20 protein-coding genes are annotated in these 21,187 nt (G+C 56.0%); 15 read left to right on the forward strand and 5 right to left on the reverse strand.

Annotated elements, in window-relative coordinates; genetic code table 11:
• Positions 1-120: 120 nt before the first annotated feature.
• The 4 genes from tauA to tauD are packed head-to-tail and all read left to right on the forward strand — an operon-like array spanning position 121 to position 3,530.
• Positions 121-1,083, forward strand: coding sequence for a taurine ABC transporter substrate-binding protein (gene tauA, locus ACHH0Z_RS12295; protein ID WP_023293188.1), 963 nt, complete (start codon positions 121-123; stop codon positions 1,081-1,083).
• Positions 1,084-1,093: 10 nt separating this feature from the next.
• Positions 1,094-1,861 carry a taurine ABC transporter ATP-binding subunit gene (gene tauB, locus ACHH0Z_RS12300; RefSeq protein ID WP_045408019.1) on the forward strand — a complete coding sequence of 256 codons (768 nt, stop codon included), beginning with the start codon at positions 1,094-1,096 and terminating at the stop codon, positions 1,859-1,861.
• Positions 1,858-2,685 (forward strand): taurine ABC transporter permease TauC, encoded by an 828-nt coding sequence (gene tauC, locus ACHH0Z_RS12305; protein WP_045408016.1) that lies wholly within the window; start codon positions 1,858-1,860, stop codon positions 2,683-2,685. The genes tauB and tauC overlap by 4 nt, the downstream gene beginning before the upstream one ends.
• Positions 2,682-3,530: a taurine dioxygenase gene (gene tauD / locus ACHH0Z_RS12310; protein WP_045408014.1), complete on the forward strand. Its 849-nt coding sequence runs from the start codon at positions 2,682-2,684 to the stop codon at positions 3,528-3,530. Before tauC ends, tauD begins: the two co-directional genes overlap by 4 nt.
• Positions 3,531-3,636: 106 nt before the next feature.
• Here tauD and ACHH0Z_RS12315 read toward each other — a convergent pair whose 3' ends face one another.
• Together ACHH0Z_RS12315 and hemB are read right to left on the reverse strand one after the other, a co-directional pair.
• A complete protein-coding gene (locus ACHH0Z_RS12315) occupies positions 3,637-5,337 on the reverse strand; it encodes a lysophospholipid acyltransferase family protein (protein WP_045408011.1) in 1,701 nt (566 codons plus the stop codon).
• Positions 5,338-5,464: 127 nt separating this feature from the next.
• Positions 5,465-6,439 (reverse strand): porphobilinogen synthase, encoded by a 975-nt coding sequence (hemB, locus tag ACHH0Z_RS12320; protein WP_021241687.1) that lies wholly within the window; start codon positions 6,437-6,439, stop codon positions 5,465-5,467.
• A gap of 453 nt (positions 6,440-6,892) precedes the next feature.
• Here hemB and ACHH0Z_RS12325 point away from each other — a divergent pair, with 453 nt between their 5' ends.
• Together ACHH0Z_RS12325 and ACHH0Z_RS12330 are read left to right on the forward strand one after the other, a co-directional pair.
• Entirely contained in the window at positions 6,893-9,667 is a 2,775-nt protein-coding gene (locus ACHH0Z_RS12325; protein ID WP_025912606.1) for an autotransporter outer membrane beta-barrel domain-containing protein, read from the forward strand.
• Positions 9,668-9,760: 93 nt separating this feature from the next.
• A complete protein-coding gene (locus ACHH0Z_RS12330; protein ID WP_008503292.1) occupies positions 9,761-10,384 on the forward strand; it encodes a helix-turn-helix domain-containing protein in 624 nt (207 codons plus the stop codon).
• 2 nt (positions 10,385-10,386) lie between these two features.
• On the opposite strand, the gene ampH is transcribed toward ACHH0Z_RS12330, so the two are convergent.
• Positions 10,387-11,547 carry a D-alanyl-D-alanine-carboxypeptidase/endopeptidase AmpH gene (gene ampH, locus ACHH0Z_RS12335; protein ID WP_008503291.1) on the reverse strand — a complete coding sequence of 387 codons (1,161 nt, stop codon included), beginning with the start codon at positions 11,545-11,547 and terminating at the stop codon, positions 10,387-10,389.
• Positions 11,548-11,750: 203 nt separating this feature from the next.
• Between ampH and ACHH0Z_RS12340 the strand changes: the two genes are divergently transcribed.
• The 3 genes from ACHH0Z_RS12340 (at position 11,751) to ACHH0Z_RS12350 (ending at position 14,731) form a co-directional block, all read left to right on the forward strand.
• Positions 11,751-12,284, forward strand: coding sequence for an isochorismatase family protein (locus ACHH0Z_RS12340; RefSeq protein ID WP_023343468.1), 534 nt, complete (start codon positions 11,751-11,753; stop codon positions 12,282-12,284).
• Between the two features lie 114 nt (positions 12,285-12,398).
• Positions 12,399-13,619: a peptide antibiotic transporter SbmA gene (gene sbmA / locus ACHH0Z_RS12345; protein ID WP_021241683.1), complete on the forward strand. Its 1,221-nt coding sequence runs from the start codon at positions 12,399-12,401 to the stop codon at positions 13,617-13,619.
• 14 nt (positions 13,620-13,633) lie between these two features.
• Positions 13,634-14,731 carry a DUF1615 domain-containing protein gene (locus tag ACHH0Z_RS12350; RefSeq protein ID WP_045408005.1) on the forward strand — a complete coding sequence of 366 codons (1,098 nt, stop codon included), beginning with the start codon at positions 13,634-13,636 and terminating at the stop codon, positions 14,729-14,731.
• Here the strand turns inward: ACHH0Z_RS12350 and ACHH0Z_RS12355 are convergent.
• Positions 14,728-15,027, reverse strand: a complete 300-nt coding sequence (locus ACHH0Z_RS12355; protein WP_008503287.1) for a DUF2755 family protein — start codon at positions 15,025-15,027, stop codon at positions 14,728-14,730. The genes ACHH0Z_RS12350 and ACHH0Z_RS12355 overlap by 4 nt on opposite strands.
• A 247-nt stretch (positions 15,028-15,274) precedes the next feature.
• On the opposite strand from ACHH0Z_RS12355, the gene ACHH0Z_RS12360 reads away from it, so the two are divergent.
• A complete protein-coding gene (locus ACHH0Z_RS12360) occupies positions 15,275-15,511 on the forward strand; it encodes a DUF2754 domain-containing protein (RefSeq protein ID WP_008503286.1) in 237 nt (78 codons plus the stop codon).
• On the opposite strand, the gene ddlA is transcribed toward ACHH0Z_RS12360, so the two are convergent.
• Positions 15,508-16,608 carry a D-alanine--D-alanine ligase gene (gene ddlA, locus ACHH0Z_RS12365; RefSeq protein WP_021241680.1) on the reverse strand — a complete coding sequence of 367 codons (1,101 nt, stop codon included), beginning with the start codon at positions 16,606-16,608 and terminating at the stop codon, positions 15,508-15,510. The genes ACHH0Z_RS12360 and ddlA overlap by 4 nt on opposite strands.
• 103 nt (positions 16,609-16,711) lie before the next feature.
• Here ddlA and ACHH0Z_RS12370 point away from each other — a divergent pair, with 103 nt between their 5' ends.
• The 5 genes from ACHH0Z_RS12370 to psiF all read left to right on the forward strand — a co-directional run bounded on the left by ACHH0Z_RS12370 (position 16,712) and on the right by psiF (position 21,172).
• Positions 16,712-17,395: an extensin family protein gene (locus ACHH0Z_RS12370; RefSeq protein WP_045408003.1), complete on the forward strand. Its 684-nt coding sequence runs from the start codon at positions 16,712-16,714 to the stop codon at positions 17,393-17,395.
• Between the two features lie 167 nt (positions 17,396-17,562).
• Positions 17,563-18,777 carry a multidrug efflux MFS transporter gene (locus tag ACHH0Z_RS12375; RefSeq protein WP_008503282.1) on the forward strand — a complete coding sequence of 405 codons (1,215 nt, stop codon included), beginning with the start codon at positions 17,563-17,565 and terminating at the stop codon, positions 18,775-18,777.
• 209 nt (positions 18,778-18,986) lie between these two features.
• Positions 18,987-19,247, forward strand: coding sequence for an anti-adapter protein IraP (iraP, locus tag ACHH0Z_RS12380; RefSeq protein WP_023293178.1), 261 nt, complete (start codon positions 18,987-18,989; stop codon positions 19,245-19,247).
• 99 nt (positions 19,248-19,346) lie between these two features.
• Positions 19,347-20,762, forward strand: a complete 1,416-nt coding sequence (gene phoA, locus ACHH0Z_RS12385; RefSeq protein WP_045408001.1) for an alkaline phosphatase — start codon at positions 19,347-19,349, stop codon at positions 20,760-20,762.
• 89 nt (positions 20,763-20,851) lie between these two features.
• On the forward strand, positions 20,852-21,172 hold the full coding sequence (gene psiF, locus ACHH0Z_RS12390; protein WP_008503278.1) for a phosphate starvation-inducible protein PsiF: 321 nt from the start codon (positions 20,852-20,854) through the stop codon (positions 21,170-21,172).
• Positions 21,173-21,187: the final 15 nt, after the last annotated feature.

The following is a 21,187-nucleotide window of genomic DNA, read 5'->3' on the forward strand; positions in this document are numbered from 1 at the left end:
AACTATCCTTTCCCGCTTTTTATCTAAAAACGAATCGTTATGAGCGATTCATTTTTATTCCTTTATCAAAATTCCCGCGTTGGAAATACTGCCCTCATAACAACAAGGGGAGCAGGCACTATGGCAATTTCATCGCGAATCACACTACTCGGCGCACTGGCGCTGTGGGCATTTCAGGCGCAGGCGGTGGACGTCACCGTCGCGTATCAAACTTCTGCGGAACCGGCGAAAGTCGCGCAGGCGGATAACACCTTTGCCAAAGAGAGCGGCGCGAAGGTCGACTGGCGCAAGTTCGACAGCGGCGCGTCCGTGGTGCGTGCGTTAGCCTCCGGCGACGTGCAGATCGGCAATATCGGTTCCAGCCCGCTGGCGGTTGCGGCCAGCCAGCAGGTGCCGATTGAGGTGTTCCTGCTCGCCTCGCAGCTCGGTAACTCTGAAGCGCTGGTGGTGAAGAAAAACATCACCAAACCGGAAGACCTGATCGGCAAACGCATCGCCGTGCCGTTTATCTCCACCACCCACTACAGCCTGCTGGCGGCGCTGAAACACTGGGGCATCAAGCCGGGTCAGGTTCAAATCATCAACCTCCAGCCGCCGGCGATTATCGCGGCCTGGCAGCGCGGCGACATTGACGGGGCCTATGTGTGGGCGCCTGCGGTGAACGAGCTGGAAAAAGACGGCACCGTGCTGACCGACTCCGAAAAAGTGGGCCAGTGGGGCGCGCCGACCCTCGACGTGTGGGTCGTGCGCAAAGACTTCGCCGAGAAACATCCTGAGGTGGTGAAAGCCTTCGCGAAAAGCGCGATTGACGCCCAGCAGCCGTACATCAGTAACCCGGATGAATGGCTGAAGCAGCCCGCCAACCTGGAAAAACTCTCCCGCCTGAGCGGCGTGCCGGAAGCGGACGTGCCGGGGCTGGTGAAGGGCAATACCTATCTGACGCCCGCGCAGCAGGTGCAGCAGCTGACCGGGCCGGTAAACAAAGCGATTGTGGATACCGCCACCTTCCTGAAGGAGCAGGGCAAAGTGCCCGCGGTAGCGGCGGATTACAGCCAGTACGTGACCGATCGTTTTGTGAAATAAGGAGTTCGTCATGCTGAATATTACAAATCTGTCTGCCGATTACGGTGGTAAACCCGCCTTACAGGACATCAACCTGACGCTGGACAACGGTGAGCTGCTGGTTGTGCTGGGGCCGTCCGGGTGCGGAAAAACCACGCTGCTGAATCTCATCGCCGGGTTTGTCCCTTATCAGCATGGCACCATTCAACTGGAAGGCAAAAAGGTGGAGGGCCCCGGCGCCGAGCGCGGCGTGGTCTTCCAGAATGAAGGCCTGCTCCCCTGGCGCAACGTGCAGGAAAACGTGGCGTTTGGGCTGCAGCTTGCGGGCATCCATCGTGAACAGCGGCTGGAAACCGCGCGGGCGATGCTGAAAAAAGTGGGGCTGGAAGGCGCGGAAAAACGCTATATCTGGCAGCTTTCCGGCGGCCAACGGCAGCGTGTCGGGATTGCCCGCGCGCTGGCCGCGAATCCGCAGCTGTTGCTGCTGGACGAGCCGTTCGGGGCGCTGGATGCCTTCACCCGCGAGCAGATGCAAACCCTGCTGCTGCGCCTGTGGCATGAGACGGGCAAGCAGGTGCTGTTGATTACCCACGATATCGAAGAGGCGGTGTTTATGGCCACCGAGCTGGTGCTGCTCTCGCCGGGGCCGGGCCGCGTACTGGAGCGTTTGCCGCTGGATTTCGCCCGCCGCTACGTCGCGGGGGAACCCGTACGCAGCATCAAATCCGATCCGCTGTTTATCGAACAGCGTGAGTACGTTTTAAGCCGCGTGTTTGAACAGCGGGAGGCCTTCTCATGAGCATCGTCTTCAGTGAAAAAACGCGCCGCACGCGTCTGGCGCTGCGCTGGCCTTTCTCACGTCAAATCACGTTGAGCGTCGGTACGCTGCTGATGCTGCTGGCGGTGTGGTGGGCAGTTGCTGCCCTGCAGTGGGTCAGCCCGCTGTTTCTGCCGCCGCCGGGACAGGTGCTGGCCAAACTCATTACCATCGCCGGGCCGCAGGGCTTTATGGATGCCACGCTCTGGCAGCACTTAGGTGCCAGCCTGGCGCGCATTCTGGTGGCGCTGCTGGCGGCGGTGATTATCGGCATTCCCGTGGGGATTGCGATGGGGCTGAGCCCGACGGTGCGAGGCATCCTCGACCCGCTGATTGAGCTTTACCGCCCGGTCCCGCCGCTTGCCTATCTGCCGCTGATGGTGATCTGGTTCGGCATCGGTGAAACGTCAAAAATCCTGCTGATTTATCTGGCGATTTTCGCCCCGGTTGCCATGTCGGCGCTGGCGGGCGTGAAGAGCGCCCAGCAGGTGCGGATCCGCGCGGCGCAGTCGCTGGGAGCCAGCCGCACGCAGGTGCTGCTGTTCGTGATTTTACCGGGCGCACTGCCGGAGATTTTAACCGGGCTGCGCATCGGCCTCGGCGTGGGCTGGTCCACGCTGGTGGCGGCTGAGCTGATTGCCGCCACGCGAGGGTTAGGGTTTATGGTGCAGTCGGCGGGTGAGTTCCTGGCGACTGACGTGGTGCTGGCAGGGATTGCGGTCATTGCCGCGATCGCCTTCGGATTAGAACTGGGGCTGCGCGCGTTACAGCGCCGCCTGACGCCCTGGCATGGAGAAATACAATGAGTGAACGTCTGACCATTACCCCGCTGGGGCCGTACATTGGCGCACAGGTATCGGGCCTGGATGTGACCCGTCCGCTGAGCGATAACCAGTTCGAGCAGCTGTACCACGCGGTGCTGCGTCATCAGGTGGTGTTCCTGCGCGAACAGGCGATCACCCCGCAGCAGCAGCGCGCGCTGGCCCTGCGGTTTGGCGATCTGCATATCCACCCGGTCTATCCGCATGCGGAAGGGGTGGAGGAGATTATCGTCCTCGACACCCACAACGATAACCCACCGGATAACGACAACTGGCACACCGACGTGACCTTTATCGAGACGCCTCCCGCCGGGGCGATTCTGGCGGCGAAACGGCTGCCGGAGACGGGCGGGGATACGCTGTGGGCCAGCGGGATTGCGGCATATGAGGCGCTTTCCGCACCGCTCCGGGTGCTCCTGAGCGGGCTACGGGCGGAGCACGACTTCAAAAAATCGTTCCAGGAGTACAAGTACCGTAAAACGGAAGAGGAGCATCAGCGCTGGCAGGAGGCGGTGGCGAAACATCCTCCGCTGCTGCACCCGGTGGTGCGGACCCATCCGGTGACGGGCAAGCAGGCGCTGTTCGTCAACGAAGGGTTCACCACGCGCATCGTGGACGTGACGGAAAAAGAGAGTGAGGCGCTGTTAGGTTTCCTGTTCGCGCATATCACCAAGCCGGAGTTTCAGGTGCGCTGGCGCTGGCAGGAAAACGATCTGGCGATCTGGGATAACCGCGTGACGCAGCATTATGCCAATGCGGACTATCTGCCGCAGCGCCGGATTATGCAGCGGGCGACAATTTTGGGCGATAAGCCGTTTTACCGCCCCTGATCCTGTAGTATCTGTAGGCCGGGTAAGCGCAGCGCCACCCGGCGAAAACGGTGCACAATTGCCGGGTGGCGGCTACGCCTTACCCGGCCTACAAAATACCGCACATTTAAAGGTGCGCCTCAATATACCGCTGATAGCGGTTCGCCTTCAGGTAACACAAATCCACCAGCACCAGGCCGTCAACGCAGTTGTTGAACGCCGGGTCGCTGCCAAAATCAATAAACTGCACGCCGCCGGGCTCGCACAGCTCGGAATATTGCTTGTAAAGCGGCGGAATGCCGCAGCCAAGATTGCCGAGCATGGATTTCAGCTTCGTCAGATCGTCCACGTAATCCACGCCGCCAAACTGCGCCAGCACGTCCGGCAGGGATGCGGGATAGGGCTGGCGCGAGGCGGCGAGCGGATGCGTCGCCGGGAACCACAGGCGGTAAAAGGCGACCAGCAGATCCCGCGCGGCAGGCGGTAAGCCGCCGGAAATCGAGACCGGGCCAAACAGGTAGCGGTAGTGCGGATAACGCGCCAGATACGCCCCAATGCCGGACCATAAATAGTCCAGGCCGCGGCGTCCCCAGTAGCGCGGCTGAATAAAGCTGCGCCCCAGCTCAATGCCGTGTTCCAGCACGTCCTGCATTTTGTCGTCGTAGTGGAACAGGCTATAGCTGTACAACCCCTCAACGCCGCGCTTTTCGATCTGCATGGCCGTCGGCATAAAGCGATACGCGCCGACGATCTCCAGATCGTCCTCATCCCACAGGATCAGGTGCAGATAATCATCGTCGTAGCTGTCGGTGTCCCGGCGTTTGCCGCTCCCTTCCTCCACCGCGCGAAAAGCAATCTCGCGCAGGCGGCCCAGCTCGCGCAGCAGCGGGGCGTCTTCCTGACCGTTGCGCTGCCAAAGATAGATGGTTTTACCGTCGCTGGTTTTGCCCAGAGATTCGGCCTGCGCCAGCGCGCGCTTCAAAGTGGCCCGGTCTTCCGGACGGGCAATCGCGCACTGGGTTTTAAAGACGCCGGGCACTCCCTTGCCAAGACGCATCACGTGCTGACGGCACTGCTCGGCCATCTCACGCGACGAAAGGGTGGCGCTGTGCCAGTGATGCCACGCAATCTGCTGGCCGATTTTAATCGGCAGCTGGCTGTGACGGCGGCGGAACATCTGCTGCATCAGCAGCAGCATCGACAGCGTCGGAGAGACCAGCGTGCTGGCGTAAAAGAGCAGGCTGTTGTGCGCCTGAATATGCACCGGCAGCAGCGGGACGCGCAGCTTGCCGGCGAGTTTGATAAAGCCAGAGTGCCATTTCTTATCGCGAATGCCTTTGCGCGTGGGGCGGGACACTTCGCCTGCCGGGAAGAAGATCAGTACGCCCGCGTTTTGCAGGTGCTGTTCCATCTGCACCAGCGACGACTTCGCCGTCCTGCCACCCATATTGTCCACCGGAATAAACAGCGAGCTGAGGGGCTCAAGGTGGGTCAGCATCCGGTTGGTCACGACTTTAACGTCGCGCCGCACGCGGGAGACGGCGTACAGCAACGCCAGACCGTCCAGCGTACCCGTCGGGTGGTTGGCAATAATGACCAGCGGGCCATGTTCGGGGATTTGTTCGAGATCGCGGGCGGAAACGGTGCAGAGAATATCAAGGTGTTCCAGAACCTGCTCCACCATATCCAGTCCTTTTAGATGGCGGTGGGCGGCGGCAAACTGCTGAAACTCGTCTTCGTAGAACAGTCTTTTTAACAGACTTTTTTGCCAGGGTGCGGGCCTCGCCTGAGGCCAAAGATCGTCGAGAACGCTATCGAGGCTAAACATGGTCACTCCTCCTGCCGTCTTGCGAAGACAGTAGAAGGCGCAGATGTCGATTGTATTGCAGTTGGGTGAAGATTTGAGCAGAGAGCAGGCCGGGTAAGGCGAAGCCGCCACCCGGCGCTAAAGCGGATTAACGCAGAATTTTCTTCTCGGCCAGATCCAGGGCGAAGTAGCTGAAGATCAGATCCGCGCCGGCGCGTTTGATCGCACCCAGGCTTTCAAGGATCACTTTCTCTTCGTCGATCGCCCCTGCCAGCGCGGCGAACTTGATCATTGCGTACTCGCCGCTCACCTGGTAAGCGCCCAGCGGCAGCTCGGTGCGTTCGCGGATGTCGCGCAGGATATCAAGGTATGCGCCAGCCGGTTTTACCATCAGGCAGTCTGCGCCCTGGGCTTCATCGAGCAGGGATTCACGAATCGCTTCGCGGCGGTTCAGCGGGTTCATCTGATAGGTTTTACGATCGCCCTTCAGCGCCGTGCCGGCTGCTTCACGGAACGGGCCGTAGAAGGAGGAGGCAAATTTGGTGGAGTAGGACATGATGGCGGTGTCGGTGAAACCGGCCGCGTCCAGCGCCTGACGAATCGCCTGAACCTGTCCGTCCATCGCCGCAGACGGTGCGATGAAGTCCGCACCCGCAGCGGCCGCGACGACCGCCTGCTTGCCGAGGTTCAGCAGGGTGGCATCGTTATCCACGCCGTGATCGCACAGCACGCCGCAGTGGCCGTGAGAGGTATATTCACAGAAACAGGTGTCGGACATCACCACCATTTCCGGCACCGTCTCTTTGCAGATGCGGGACATGCGGGCGACGAGGCCATCTTCCTTCCACGCGTCGCTGCCGGTGGCGTCGGTATGATGGGAGATGCCGAAGGTCATCACCGAGCGGATCCCCGCGTTGGCGATACGTTCGATCTCACGCGCCAGATATTTCTCCGGAATGCGCATGACGCCCGGCATGGCCTCGATGGCTTTGTAGTCATCGATCTCTTCTTCAACAAAAATCGGCAACACCAGATCGTTTAAGGTCAGGGTTGTCTCTTCAAACATAGCGCGCAGTGCAGGTGACTTACGCAGACGGCGGGGACGTGCAATTAAATCGGTCATGGTATGCCTGATGTTTGTGGAACAAAGAGGGCTAGTGTACCTCAAAGTGGCGACGGGTGTTTTACTAAAGTGGGCATTTTGCTTTTGCGAAATGCAGCAGAAGAGTTTGCCTGTTACCAATAATATATAATGCAGGACAGTATAACGCTGAGAGAAGAATGAGATATTTGTGTTATTTCTATATGGAAATGAATGTATCATTAAAAATGATTTATTATTTTTTATGATATTTCCCTGATTGCTTTGCCCGTGCATTAACATTTTGTTTTTATAATATTTATTTTATGACGCCCTGTGCGTTGTGGTCTGAATCTGTTTTTTGTCTGAATGCGGACTTAATGGAAACATTCATTGAACCTTTTCGAAATGAAACTGCATAATTCCCTCCGCAATTAAATATTGCAAATTCATTGATGGACAAACTTGCTTACGTCCCTGAGGAGGGATGACCCAATGCAAACATGGAAAAAGAAACTCGTTGTATCTCAACTTGCATTAGCCTGCACCCTGGCTATCGCTTCTCAGGCCAATGCGAAGGATATTTCCGGTACGACATATAATACCTTCGGATACGATAATACAGCGACCACTCCCTGGTATTATGGCTATGCCGACTGGGATTTCTCAGATGCCATCCACGATGGTGATATTTACCCGGTGATTAATAAATCCACCGTGAATGGTGTTATTTCAACGTACTATCTCGATGATGGCATCAATGGTCGGGCGAATGCGTTGAGTATTTCCAACAGCACCATTAATGGCATGATTACCTCTCAGTGTATGACCGCCACCTGTGCTGATGGTCTGGATGCCGACGGCACCCAACATGCTCAATACGATCGGTTTAGCCTGACCGTTGATAATTCCACCATTAACGATACGTATGAACATTATGCGTATGATGTCGTGAATGGGGAAAATACGGAAAGACACTATCTGGATACCTATGATATGGGTAATGCGATTACCCTGGATGTGGAATCAGATATTGTTATCCAGAATAATTCTCACGTCGCGGGGATTACCCTGACGCAGGGGTATCAGGAACGGGATAATACCCCGTACGACGGCGTTGAAGGCGTAGCCAACAGCAGCAAGGTCTTTACCGACACGCTACTGGTAAAAGATTCGGTACTGACTTCCGGTGCGTACCGCGATTTAGGTACCAGCGGATTCTACGGTCAGACCGCGAAGCCGAGCGACTATAGTGAAACCGACGCGACAGGGGCAGATGATGCCGCGCTGATTGTTACCGCCAGCGCGTCTGATAACGCGATGCAGACCGCTGCCACGTTCGATCACTCCACCGTTACGGGCGACATCCTGTTCTCCAGCACCTTCGACAACAACTTCTACCCGAACGGCGATCCGGCAACCGATACCACCGAAGACGGCGTCTATAACCCTACCACCAACGGCTGGGACGGCACCGATAAGCTGGATGTCACCCTGACCAACGGCAGCAAATGGGTCGGTGCTGCGCAGTCCAGCGTTGAGGCTATCGGCACGACGCAGATGTATGGCCAGGGCTACAGCAACGTAGACTGGCGCACGCTGTCCCCGAACAGCATTTGGCCGGATTCCACCTATGACAGCAACGCACATGTTGCGGGTGAAGCGGTGTATCAGAGCGGTCTGTTTAACATTGCGCTGGATAACGGCTCCGAGTGGGATACCCGCAAGATGTCAAACATTGACACGCTGACGGTAAACAACCAGTCTCAGGTCAATGTTGAAAACTCAGGCCTGCTGGCGGATACCATCACTCTGACCAATGCTTCCTCATTGAACATCGGCGACAACGGCGGCGTGGCCACCGACCATCTGTATCTGGACAGCGATAGCCGTGCGGCACTGACGGAAGAAACGGCCGAGCTGTATGCCAACACCATCACCGTGGATAACGGTGCAGAGCTGGCGCTGGGTCTGGGCCAGGTTGATACGCACACTATGGTTCTGACCGATGGCGGCGTGCTGAATGTTGCCAGCCGCGATTACGTGCTGAACAGCGATCTGAACAACGCACGCTATATCACTAACGACAAGCGCAGCGCCGATTATGACTACGGCGTAGTGGCCATTCACTCTGACGGCCATCTGGCGGTGAACGGTGACGTCGCAGGCAACTATAAAGTCCGTATCGACGACGCGACCGGAGCAGGTTCCGTCGCTGATTACAAAAATAAAGAGATTGTCCGTGTCTATGACAATAACGCGGATACGGCGGCCAGCTTTACTGCCGCAAACAAAGCCGATTTAGGTGCTTATACCTACCAGGCGCAGCAGCAGGGTGACACCGTCGTTCTGCAGCAGAAAGAACTGACCGACTATGCCAATATGGCGCTGAGCATCCCTTCTGCTAATACCAATATCTGGAATCTGCAGCAGGATACCGTAGGTGCGCGTCTGACCAACAGCCGTCACGGCCTGGCGGATAACGGCGGGGCGTGGGTGAGCTACTTCGGCGGCAACTTCGACGGTGACAACGGCGTTATCAGCTACGATCAGGACGTGAGCGGTATTATGGTGGGTCTGGATACCCAGATTGACGGTAATAACGCGAAGTGGATCGTCGGTGGTGCGGCAGGTTTCGCGAAGGGCGATATCAGCGATCGTACCGGTCAGGTCGATCAGGATAGCCAGACGGCGATGATCTACGCGTCAGCGAAGTTCATGAACGATCTTTTCCTCGACAGCTCCCTGAGCTACACCCGCTTCAACAACGATCTCTCCGCTAACATGAGCAACGGTCAGTATGTTGACGGCAATACCACCAGTGACGCTGTTGGCTTTGGTCTGAAGCTGGGCTATGACTGGAAGCCAAACCTCTCTGGCTACGTAACGCCATACGCAGCCGTATCGGGTCTGTTCCAGTCAGGCGATGATTATCGCCTCAGCAATGACATGCGCATGGATGGACAATCATACGATAGCCTGCGTTATGAACTCGGTGTTGATACGGGTTACACCTTCAACTATGGCGGCGATCAGGCTCTGACCCCTTACTTCAAACTGGCCTGGGTTTATGACGACGCCGATAACAATGCCGATATTAACGGTGACAGCATTGATAACGGCGTGAAAGGTTCAGCTGTTCGTGTTGGGCTGGGCACCCAGTTCAGCTTCACGAAGAACTTCAGCGCTTACACGGATGCCACATATCTTGGCGGCGGCGACGTTGACCAGAACTGGGGCGCAAACCTGGGTGTGAAATATACCTGGTAATGAATAAAGCGGGGGAGGGGGTATCTCCTCCGCTTTTTAGCGAAGCAATAAAAATAATATTGAACCGACAAATACGGATGACTTGAGGTCTGCATGAACGTTAATGCGAAACCACTTTCTGAATTACGCCGGCTCGAACAGGGGTTAATAGCAGCCAGTACCCCTTTTACATGTGCACCCCAACAATTAATTACGTCGGGCGAATCGAATGAGCCTCGCACGATCGTATTACAAACCGGCGTTATTGAGATCTATCGCCCTTCTGATGAACTTCTGGTGGGGATTGCGACTGCCCCCTTTATTTTTGGTCTGGCTACGGTGATGATTAATCATTCACAGGAATACAGAGTGATTGCTAAAACGGCCTGTACCGGTTTTTATTTATCCACAGAAACGACCCGACAACAAATCCAGCAATTTTCACTGTGGAAAGAGGCCTTCAGCTGGTTATCCTGGATAAATTACATTCTTGAGAAGCGCGATAAGCAGCTGGTTGGCAATAACTCCTATCACCAGATCCGCGCGATGCTGCTTAATATGGCCGAGTGGGATGAAACGCTGCGTTCAAAAATCGGTGTGATGAATCATATTCAGCAAAGCACACGCATTTCACGTTCTGTTGTTGCCGAAGTTCTGGCCGCCCTGCGACAGGGAAATTATATCAATATGAGCCGGGGCAAGCTGGTCAGCATCAACCGCTTGCCCACGGAATATTAATCTCAGTTGGATGCGGTAAGCACCTGGGCTTTATTGGCACTCAATTCCGCCACCAGGTTATTAACACCGTCGCTCATATTGACGAAACGCGTATGTGGGGAGCGAGTGACCACCACAAACGCGCCCACGTTCGACTGCGGAATCATAGCCATATAGGTGATGAATCCGCCGCCGCCGCCGGTTTTCTGAATAATCCCCGGCCGGCCATTTTTCGGTGCCATATAGACCCAGCCCATGCCGAGCGCATCGGCTTTACCCGGCACGTCCATCCCGATGACCCGATGCAGCTGAGTACGCTGATAAATCAGGGTCTGCATACGGTCGGCCTGGCTGCTGCGAGAGTAGAAATCCGAAGAAAGGAACTGCTGCATCCAGCGCATCATGTCGCCAGGCGTGGAGTAAACCCCGCCGCTGCCCACGGCCGCCAGCGTGTTATTACAGGGGCTGGCGCCTTTCTCCGCCACCATCAGGCGACGGCACTGGTCCGGGGACGGGGTAAACGTGGTGTCTTTCATGCCGAGCGGACGGGTGATCTGCTCTTCAAACAGCTGGGTGTAGGGTTTGCCAGCCGCCGTTGAAAGGGCATCCGCCAGCAGGTCGAACGCAAGGTTTGAATAAGAGGCCTGCGAGCCCGGCGCCGCCTTCAGCGTGGCGGTACTCAGATAGCTCCAGCGCTGGTCGCGCGTTGGCCAGACAAACACGTCACGATGCGCCGCGCCGCCTGGCTGTTCACGCGGCAGGGCGCTGGTGTGGGTAGCAAGGTTCACAAGCCGGATCGGCGTCCCCTGATACGTGGGGACCCGGGCGCCTGGCGGCGCGTATTTGCTGAGCGGATCGTCGAGCTTCACCACGCCCTGGTCGAGCAGTTTCACCAGCATTTCGCTGGTCATCAGCTTGGTTAAGGATGCGATGCGGATAACGGAATCCAGCTGCGGGTGAACGTTATTGCCCGGGCGCGTTTCGCCAAAGCTGCGAAATACACGCTGGTTTCCGTCGATAACGACCATCGCCATACCGGTCGCGCCGCTGCCGTAATAGATAAGGTTCGCGTAGCGATCGGCAATATCTGAAGCTAAAACGGGAGCCGTCAGCGGTTGGGCTGCCTGGGCGGTAGAAAAGCTCACCGCACACAGCGCGGCAAAAGAGAGCAGACAACGTTTCAACGAAAAGCATCCATGAAGTGAATGAGGAAAGTAATGGGTATTTATACTACTAATCGGTACCGTGCAATGCCCCGAATTGCATAACGATAGCGAGAAAAACGTAACCATGGGTAAATATGAACAATTTACTTGCGAGCCATCTCCCATTTTGTGACATCGGGCTTATGATAGGCACCAGTGTCACTCAATCTTACGGAGAAGGTATGTCTGAGAAGCGTGTGGTTATGGTTGTCGATATGCAGAACGGGGTGTTTGAAACCCCTCGTCATCAGCGCGAAAAGTGTGTCTCTCTGATCAACCAGCTTACGCAGGCAGCCGACACGGTGATTTTTATACAGCATACCGAGGCCGGGGGGTTGGAAGAGGGAAGCGAAGGGTTTGCGCTACTGCCTGAACTCCATCAGCCTGCTGGTGCGCTTTACGTGACCAAAACCGCCTGCGATGCCTTCTACAACACCGGGCTTGAGGCGCTGCTGCGGGAGCAGGGCATTCGTGAGTTTGTCATCTGCGGCTGCGCCACCGATTACTGCGTCGATGCGACGATCAAGAACGGCGTTAGCCGGGGTTATCACATCACCGTTGCCGAAGATGCCCATACCACCGCCAACCGTCCGGCTGCTGACGCACAGATCCTGATTAACCATCACAACGACGTCTGGCGTAACTTCATTGCGCCAGCGAATCCTCTCGCGGTGAAACGCACCGAAACAATTCTTGAAAACTGGAAAGCGAACTAATAATTAACGCTCGGGTCTGACCTTTTTGCCGGAGCCGGGAGGCTGGCTCGGGCAGGTTTTCGTGTGGTGACGTGTTGTACACAGCAACAGCCATAACAACAAGAAGGAAGCATTATGTTTAAGTCTTTTTTCCCAAAGCCGGGGCCTTTTTTCCTGTCGGCATTTATTTGGGCACTGATCGCTGTCATTTTCTGGCAGGCGGGCGGCGGCGCATGGCTGACGCGCATCACGGGGGCGACAGGTGAGGTGCCGATTAGCGCGGCGCGCTTCTGGTCGCTCAGCTTTATCGTATTTTATGCCTACTACACGGTATGTGTGGGGCTGTTTGCACTCTTCTGGTTCAAGTATTCTCCGCATCGTTGGCAGGTTTGGTCGATTTTGGGATCTGCGCTGATCATTTTCGTTACCTGGTTCATGGTGGAAGTGAGCGTTGCAATTAATGCATGGTATGCACCCTTCTACGATTTGATCCAAAAAGCACTAAGCGCCCCGAATAAGGTTCCGATTGGTGAACTCTATGCCAGTCTCGTCAGTTTTACCGGCATTGCCATGATTGCAGTAACAGTGGCAGTGCTGAACAATTTCTTCGTTAGCCATTACGTTTTCCGTTGGCGTACTGCTATGAACGAATATTACATGGCAAATTGGCAACGACTGCGGCACATCGAAGGTGCTGCACAGCGTGTGCAGGAAGACACCATGCGTTTTGCCTCAACGCTGGAGGACATGGGGGTCAGCTTGCTTAATGCTGTGATGAAACTTATCGCTTTTTTACCGATTCTGATTGCACTTTCACCCCATGTGCCTGAACTTCCAATTGTTGGTCATTTACCCTATGGTTTGGTTATTGCCGCACTGGTCTGGTCTCTTATGGGAACGGGGCTTCTTGCTGTGGTGGGGATCAAATTGCCGGGGTTACAATTTAAAAATCAGCGCGTGGAAGCGGCTTACCGCAAAGAACTCGTTTACGGTGAGGATGACCCATCACGAGCTGCGCCACCAACGGTAAAAGAGTTATTTCAGAACGTCCGTTTTAACTACTTTAAGCTCTACTTCCACTACATGTATTTCAACATAGCTCGTATTTTATATCTTCAGGCCGATACTGTTTTTGGAATAGTCCTGTTGTTCCCGTCAATTGTTGCAGGGACAATTACCCTGGGACTGATGACCCAAATTACTAACGTTTTCGATCAGGTCAGAAGTTCATTCCAGTACCTGATCAGCTCCTGGACCACGCTGGTGGAACTGATGTCCATCTACAAACGTCTGCGCAGCTTTGAACGCGAGCTGGACGATCGTGACCTGCAGGAAGTCACCAACACATTTAGCTAATACAGGACGTTGCTATGCCTTTTGCCGTACCGCGCGCGTTACCGTTGACCATACTGGCCGCTTTTGTGCTGGCAGGCTGTGCCGAAAAGGGGGCCGCTCCGCTCAAAAAGGGCGAGAAGCCCGTTGATGTGGCGAGTGTTGTGCGGCAGAAAATGCCCGCCAGCGTGAAAGATCGCAATGCGTGGGCAGACGCGCTGGCAAAAACCTTTGAGAGCCAAAAGATTGCGCCGACCGAGGAGAACATCTGTTCGGTGCTGGCGGTGGCACAGCAGGAGTCGATGTACCAGTCAGACCCGGCTGTGCCGGGGCTGAATAAAATCGCATGGAAAGAGATCGACCGCCGCGCGGAGTCCATGCATATCCCGGTGTTCCTCGTGCATACCGCGCTTAAAATCACCTCGCCGAACGGCAAAAGCTACAGCGAACGGCTGGATACGGTGAAAACCGAAAAACAGCTTAGCGCTATTTTCGATGATTTCATCAACATGGTGCCGATGGGTCAGAAGCTGTTTGGCTCACTGAACCCGGTCCACACCGGTGGCCCAATGCAGGTAAGCATCGCGTTCGCGGAGAAACACACCGACGGCTATCCGTGGAAAATCGACGGTACGGTGCGCCAGGAGGTCTTCTCCCTGCGCGGCGGACTGTGGTTCGGCACGTATCACCTGCTGAACTACCCGGCGAACTACGATGAGCCGCTGTACCGCTTTGCCGACTTTAACGCAGGCTGGTATGCCAGCCGTAATGCGGCATTCCAGAGTGCGGTCAGCCGCGCAAGCGGCGTTAAGCTGGCGCTGGACGGCGATCTTATCGCCTACGGCAGCAGCGAAGCAGGGAGCACCGAGCTTGCCGTACGGAAATTATCGACAACGCTTGGCCTGAGCAATAGCGACATTCGCCGCCAGCTTGAGAAAGGCGATAGCCTGGCCTTTGAGAAAACGGATCTGTACAAGAAGGTGTTTGCGCTTGCCGAGCAGAAAAGCGGGAAAACGTTACCGAGGGCTATCCTGCCGGGTATTCAGCTGGAAAGCCCGAAGATTACGCGTAACCTGACCACCGCGTGGTTCGCAAAACGCGTGGACGATCGCCGGGCTCGCTGTATGGGGCTTTAACGGCGGCGGCGAAAGCGCAGCACTAATGCCACAACGCCCAGAATCATACATCCCGCGAGGAAGGGGATCAGGCCGAACAGGGTGCTGACGCCAAAGCCAATCTCAACTCGCGGGCGTCCGTTATCCTGTACCTGCATGAGATGTTCATAAACGCCAGGCGCATGGACCAGCATATTGAGCAGCTGCGAGCCAGCCCAGAAGCAGAACAGAACAAACAGGGCATACGCGATATTACCCGCCGTGGAGGTTTTTGGTTTTCCGCCAAAAATCGGTTTCGACAATGTAAAGTCAGCCATGATGACCTCCGGATAAATCGCTCTGTTAATACGCTTCGTACAGGGTGAGTTTGACAGGTCATCGCATTTGTCAATATCAGAATCGTGGTAATTTACGCGCCGGAATCCTCCTGGATTGTTGATTTCTGCAGCACGTCACAATTTATTAACTTAAGTGAAATTGCGTCGCGTTTCAGAATTTCCGTATCTGCCACAGACCTGGCCGTAAAACTGTGAGAGGATGTCTTTTTTTCCTGCCGGAGTTGTTATGAAGCTCACGTCCAAACTACGCCGTGACTGGCACTACTACGCCTTCGCTATCGGGCTGATCTTTATTCTTAACGGTGTCGTGGGCCTGTTGGGGTTTGAGGCAAAAGGCTGGCAAACCTATGCCGTTGGGCTGGTGACCTGGGTTATCAGTTTCTGGCTGGCGGGGTTGATTATCCGCCGCCGTCCTGAAGAGACGACAGCGGATGAGGCAGCGTCGGCGAAGCGCGCCGATTAACCGTTTACGGAACTTTTAAGCGCGCTGTCGGCGGCGTGACGCTCCAGCGCCAGTTCGATCAGGCGGGTGATCAGTTCCGGATAGCTGAGGCCGCTCGCCTGCCACAGCTTCGGATACATGCTGATGTTAGTGAACCCCGGCAGCGTGTTGATTTCATTGATCACCACCTCGTTTTCCGCCGTCAGGAACACATCCACGCGCGCCATGCCGCAGCAGCCGAGCGTCTGATAAGCGCGAATGGCGATCGCCCGGATCTTATCATTAACCGCCGGATCGAGATCCGCAGGCACGACAACCTGCGCGCCTTTATCATCAATGTATTTGGTGTCGTACGAGTAGAAGTCGCTGTTTAAGACCACTTCGCCGCAGGTGCTCGCCTGTGGAAAATCGTTGCCCAGCACGGCGCACTCAATTTCACGGCCTTTGATGCCCTGCTCAACCACCACTTTATGGTCGAACTCAAACGCCAGGCGGACGGCCTGGGTGAACTCAGCTTCGCTGGTCACTTTGCTGACGCCCACGGAGGAGCCCTGGTTTGCTGGCTTCACAAACAGCGGCAGACCCAATTCAGCGCTAATCTGCGCGAAGCTGTGCTTGTCGCGGTTGGCGCGGGTGAGCGTGACGAACGGCGCGATATTCAGCCCGGCGTCGCGCAGCAGGCGTTTGGTGACGTCTTTGTCCATGCACGCGGCGGAGCCGAGTACGTCCGAGCCGACGAACGGCAGGTTGGCCATGCGCAGCATCCCCTGCAGGGAACCATCTTCCCCCAGCGTGCCGTGCACGATAGGGAAGACGACGTCGATCTGAGCGAGAGCCTGTGCATTGCCTGCATCGATAAGCTGCCCCTTCGCGACGCCGGGTACGGTGGCGACGCTAATTTCTGAAGGATTCAGGGCGATATGGGCCGGATCGTGAGCATTCAGCAAATACTGGCTGGCATCGTTAACGTGCCACTGGCCCTGTTTATCAATGCCCAGCAGCACCACGTCGAAACGGCTTTTATCGATCGCATCAACGATATTTTTAGCCGATTGCAATGACACTTCGTGTTCCGCTGATTTTCCCCCAAAGACAATACCTACGCGCTGCTTAGCCATCTCACTCTCTTCCAGTCTGACGAAAAGCCAATAACATACCACGATGCCCGGCGGGTTTCGCGACCTTCTGCCATAATGTTTGGGGGAATGTTCAGGGGGGCGAGTGAAAGGAAAAACGCTGCTGACCGTTTTGATTCTTATCGCCGTCGCAACGGTGGGTTACCGCTGGTTGCCGCCTTACTACAACCCTTTCATACCGCTGGAGCTTGACGATCCGCCAGGCCGAATCACCCAGTATAAGCTTCGGCGCTTAACGCCCGAGGCCTGCGCAAGCCTGCTTGCGCAGGCTAATCAACGCGATCTCATCCGCACCCAGCCGGTCGCTGACAGCGCCGGGGAATGCCCGCTGAGCAACGTCGTGCGCGTGCGCAACTTCGGCCCGGTCGGCCTGAACGGCAGTTTTCTTGCCAGCTGTCCGCTGGCGCTCAGCTCAGCCCTCTTTATCAGCCAGCAAGCCCGGCCGCTGACAAAACGCTATACGGGCAGCGACCTCGCGCGTATCGATCACCTCGGCAGCTTTGCCTGCCGCAATATTTACCACCGCCCTGACGCGCGCCGCAGTGAACATGCCACGGCGGAGGCGCTGGATATTGCCGCTTTTCGTCTGGCGAACGGCGACCGCGTCACGGTGCTGAACGGCTGGAAGGCGGCCACGACGCAGCCCTGGCTGAAGGCGATGCTGGCGGCAAGCTGCGGGTACTACGGGAACGGTCTGGGGCCAGAGTACAACGCGGCGCATGCCAACCATTTTCATCTCGGAATGCGCGGTTTTGGCCTGTGCCGGTGAAGCATAATATTCCGCCAGAAAATGGATGAATTGTGACTTATTTCACAAATATGATGACTGGGAAGATAAAACACCAAAGTCGGTCAGGCCGCATCTCTGGTGCGACGTTAACACGCGTAACTTGCTAATCTGACGGCGAATTCGCCTAAAAATGAAGACTATTCTGTATGGAATCCTGGAAAGTTAATCTCATCTCGGTCTGGTTCGGTTGCTTCTTCACCGGGCTGGCCATCAGCCAGATTTTGCCGTTCCTGCCGCTGTACGTCTCGCAGCTGGGGGTCACCTCGCACGAAGCGCTCTCTATGTGGTCCGGCCTGACGTTCAGCGTCACCTTTCTGGTTTCCGCGATTGTGTCACCCATGTGGGGCAGCCTGGCCGATCGAAAAGGCAGAAAACTGATGCTGCTGCGCGCCTCGCTCGGGATGGCGATAGCCATTCTGCTGCAGGCCTTCGCCACCAACGTCTGGCAGCTGTTCTTCCTGCGGGCGGTGATGGGGCTGACGTCCGGGTATATTCCAAACGCCATGGCGCTGGTCGCCTCTCAGGTGCCGCGCGAGCGGAGCGGCTGGGCGCTGAGCACGCTCTCCACGGCGCAGATCAGCGGCGTCATCGGTGGCCCGCTGCTGGGGGGCTTTCTGGCGGACCACGTCGGACTGCGCGCGGTATTTATCATCACTGCGGTTCTGCTGGTGGTCAGTTTTCTGGTCACGCTCTTTCTGATTAAAGAGGGAGGCCGCCCGGTTATCAGTAAATCTGAACGCCTGAGCGGCAAGGCCGTTTTCGCCTCGCTGCCTTATCCGGGGCTGATGATCAGCCTGTTTGTCACCACCATGGTGATCCAGCTCTGTAACGGTTCGGTGGGGCCGATACTGGCGCTGTTTATCAAGTCAATGGAGCCGGAGAGCACGAACATCGCTTTTTTAAGCGGCATGATTGCCGCCGTGCCGGGCGTATCCGCCCTGATTTCCGCGCCGCGTCTCGGAAAACTGGGTGACAGGATCGGTACGGCGCGCATCCTGATGGCGACGCTGATCTTTGCGGTGGTGCTCTTCTTTGCGATGTCGTTCGTCACCTCTCCGCTTCAGCTTGGCGTACTGCGATTTCTGCTCGGCTTTGCCGATGGTGCCATGTTGCCTGCGGTACAGACCCTGCTGGTCAAATATTCCAGCGACCAGGTGACGGGGCGTATTTTTGGATATAACCAGTCATTTATGTATCTGGGCAATGTTGCCGGTCCGCTTATTGGCGCCTCCGTTTCCGCGATGGCCGGTTTTCGTTGGGTATTTGCGGCGACAGCGATTGTTGTTTTAATCAATATTATCCAGCTGGCTATTGCGCTGCGACGCCGCAGACAAATGGCGGAGGCGAAATCGGCGAGATAACGCTTTCGCAGATGTATTATATATTCTTATGGTAGCCGCATTTTTATATAACAAAATGCGGCGTCTTTTTATAGAAAAACGTTTCGCTCACGGCGAGGTCTCTTTATTTCCGTTTCTGTATCACTTTTGCATACCATAATTAATTTCTTCTCTTTGCATTATGGATTCAGAGTGATAACGTCAGATAAAACTGAAAAGGAACTGGCACGATGAAAAACCTCATTGCTGAATTGCTGGTCAAGCTGGCACAAAAGGAAGAAGAGTCAAAAGAGCTGGTGGCCCAGGTCGAAGCGCTTGAAATTGTGGTCACCGCGCTGCTGCGACAAATGGCGAAAACCGATCAGCAGGCGTTGATTGAGAGCGTGGAAGGCGCGCTGGAGAGCGTCAGGCCTGAATCGCAGGTACCGGTTGAAGATGCTGAGATGCTCCACCAGTACGTAAAGAAGCTGTTAAGGCATCCGCGCAGCTAAACCGTCACAGGACGTAACGACGTGTCATAGAATTGTCATGCAGGATGCCTATAGTCGCTCTGTTTTTATTTTTATGTATTTTTACATGGAGAAAATAAATTGAAACAGAGCGCACTTTTCATCGCATTACTTCCTCTGTTAATTACCCCTGCCATTTATGCTGACACGACGCAAACCAGCGTCCTGGATAATCGTGCGGCAAAAGGGGATATCACCCAGCCCGGCGGCGCGCGCCGATTGTCGGAAGATCAAACCGCCGCCATTCGCGCTTCGCTTAATGAAAAACCGGCGAAAAATATTATTCTGCTGATTGGCGATGGAATGGGTGATTCCGAAATCACGGCGGCGCGAAATTATGCCGAGGGGGCGGGCGGCTTTTTTAAAGGTATCGACGCATTACCGCTGACCGGACAATATACCCACTACGCGCTGGATAAAAAAACCGGTAAACCGGATTACGTAACGGACTCTGCGGCCTCGGCCACGGCGTGGTCCACCGGCGTGAAAACCTATAATGGCGCGCTGGGCGTGGATATTCACGAAAAAGATCGTCAAACCCTTCTGGAGATGGCAAAAGCGGCGGGCCTGGCGACCGGTAACGTCTCCACCGCTGAACTTCAGGATGCGACGCCTGCGGCGCTGGTGGCACACGTGACCTCGCGTAAATGCTACGGCCCGTCAGTGACCAGCGAAAAATGCCCAACGAACGCGCTGGAAAAAGGTGGCAAAGGCTCGATTACGGAACAGCTTCTGAATGCGCGTCCTGACGTGACGCTGGGCGGCGGCGCGAAAACCTTCGCGGAAACCGCGACGGCGGGCGAGTGGCAGGGCAAAACGCTGCGCGAGCAGGCGCAGGCGCGCGGCTATCAGCTGGTGAGTGACGCAAATTCGCTGGCGGCGATAACCGAGGCGAACCAGGACAAACCGCTGCTGGGGCTGTTCTCTGACGGCAACATGCCCGTGCGCTGGGAAGGTCCAAAAGCCTCATATCACGGCAATATCGATAACCCAGCAGTGACCTGTACGCCTAACCCTAAACGCACGGACAGCCTACCGACGCTGGCGGCGATGACCGATAAAGCGATCGATCTGCTGAGCAAGAGCGAAAAAGGGTTCTTCCTGCAGGTTGAGGGGGCGTCGATCGATAAGCAGGATCATGCGGCAAATCCGTGCGGTCAGATTGGCGAAACCGTCGATCTGGACGAAGCGGTGCAGAAGGCGCTCGCGTTCGCGAAAAAAGACGGTAACACCCTGGTGATCGTCACTGCGGATCACGCGCACGCCAGCCAGATCGTTCCGCCAGATACCAAAGCCCCTGGCCTGACGCAGGCGCTCAACACCAAAGATGGCGCCGTCATGGTGATGAGCTACGGCAACTCTGAAGAAGAGTCTATGGAGCACACCGGCACCCAGCTGCGCATTGCCGCCTACGGCCCGCACGCGGCCAATGTGGTAGGCCTGACCGATCAAACGGATCTGTTCTACACCATGAAGGCGGCGCTGGGTCTGAAATGATAAATTCCCGGCGGAAATCACATCTGCCGGGTGGTTTTTTTCCTGTCACGAACCAGACTTACAGGGAATGTTCACAAAAGGATGGTGCAATGAAAACAACATTACTGGTTACTCTGCTCTCCGGCCTGTTCCTGGTCGCATCGGCGAACGCGGAAGAGAAAACATTAACGCCGCAGCAGCAGCGTATGACCACCTGTAATCAACAGGCGACGTCTCAGAGTCTGAAGGGCGATGCCCGCAAGACCTACATGAGCGACTGCCTCAAAAACGGCGCTTCAAAGCCAGCTGAAAAAAGCCTGACGCCTCAGCAGCAAAAGATGCGCGAGTGTAATGCCAAGGCCACCGAGCAGTCCCTGAAAGGGGATGACCGCAGCAAGTTCATGAGTGCCTGCCTGAAGAAAAAAGTGTAGTTCGAACGGGTGAGC

The organism is Enterobacter cloacae complex sp. 2024EL-00227, assembly GCF_043945315.1.
Lineage (GTDB): Bacteria > Pseudomonadota > Gammaproteobacteria > Enterobacterales > Enterobacteriaceae > Enterobacter > Enterobacter roggenkampii.

Excerpts from the sequence above, each read along its gene's own strand:
- sbmA (WP_021241683.1), top strand. The coding sequence starts at position 12,399 with ATGTTTAAGTCTTTTTTCCCAAAGCCGGGGCCTTTTTTCCTGTCGGCA.
- tauB (WP_045408019.1), top strand. The coding sequence starts at position 1,094 with ATGCTGAATATTACAAATCTGTCTGCCGATTACGGTGGTAAACCCGCC.
- tauC (WP_045408016.1), top strand. The coding sequence starts at position 1,858 with ATGAGCATCGTCTTCAGTGAAAAAACGCGCCGCACGCGTCTGGCGCTG.
- ACHH0Z_RS12325 (WP_025912606.1), top strand. The coding sequence starts at position 6,893 with ATGCAAACATGGAAAAAGAAACTCGTTGTATCTCAACTTGCATTAGCC.
- ddlA (WP_021241680.1), bottom strand. The coding sequence starts at position 16,608 with ATGGCTAAGCAGCGCGTAGGTATTGTCTTTGGGGGAAAATCAGCGGAA.
- hemB (WP_021241687.1), bottom strand. The coding sequence starts at position 6,439 with ATGACCGATTTAATTGCACGTCCCCGCCGTCTGCGTAAGTCACCTGCA.
- ACHH0Z_RS12340 (WP_023343468.1), top strand. The coding sequence starts at position 11,751 with ATGTCTGAGAAGCGTGTGGTTATGGTTGTCGATATGCAGAACGGGGTG.
- iraP (WP_023293178.1), top strand. The coding sequence starts at position 18,987 with ATGAAAAACCTCATTGCTGAATTGCTGGTCAAGCTGGCACAAAAGGAA.
- psiF (WP_008503278.1), top strand. The coding sequence starts at position 20,852 with ATGAAAACAACATTACTGGTTACTCTGCTCTCCGGCCTGTTCCTGGTC.
- ACHH0Z_RS12315 (WP_045408011.1), bottom strand. The coding sequence starts at position 5,337 with ATGTTTAGCCTCGATAGCGTTCTCGACGATCTTTGGCCTCAGGCGAGG.
- ACHH0Z_RS12330 (WP_008503292.1), top strand. The coding sequence starts at position 9,761 with ATGAACGTTAATGCGAAACCACTTTCTGAATTACGCCGGCTCGAACAG.
- ACHH0Z_RS12360 (WP_008503286.1), top strand. The coding sequence starts at position 15,275 with ATGAAGCTCACGTCCAAACTACGCCGTGACTGGCACTACTACGCCTTC.
- ACHH0Z_RS12375 (WP_008503282.1), top strand. The coding sequence starts at position 17,563 with ATGGAATCCTGGAAAGTTAATCTCATCTCGGTCTGGTTCGGTTGCTTC.
- tauA (WP_023293188.1), top strand. The coding sequence starts at position 121 with ATGGCAATTTCATCGCGAATCACACTACTCGGCGCACTGGCGCTGTGG.
- tauD (WP_045408014.1), top strand. The coding sequence starts at position 2,682 with ATGAGTGAACGTCTGACCATTACCCCGCTGGGGCCGTACATTGGCGCA.
- ACHH0Z_RS12355 (WP_008503287.1), bottom strand. The coding sequence starts at position 15,027 with ATGGCTGACTTTACATTGTCGAAACCGATTTTTGGCGGAAAACCAAAA.
- ACHH0Z_RS12350 (WP_045408005.1), top strand. The coding sequence starts at position 13,634 with ATGCCTTTTGCCGTACCGCGCGCGTTACCGTTGACCATACTGGCCGCT.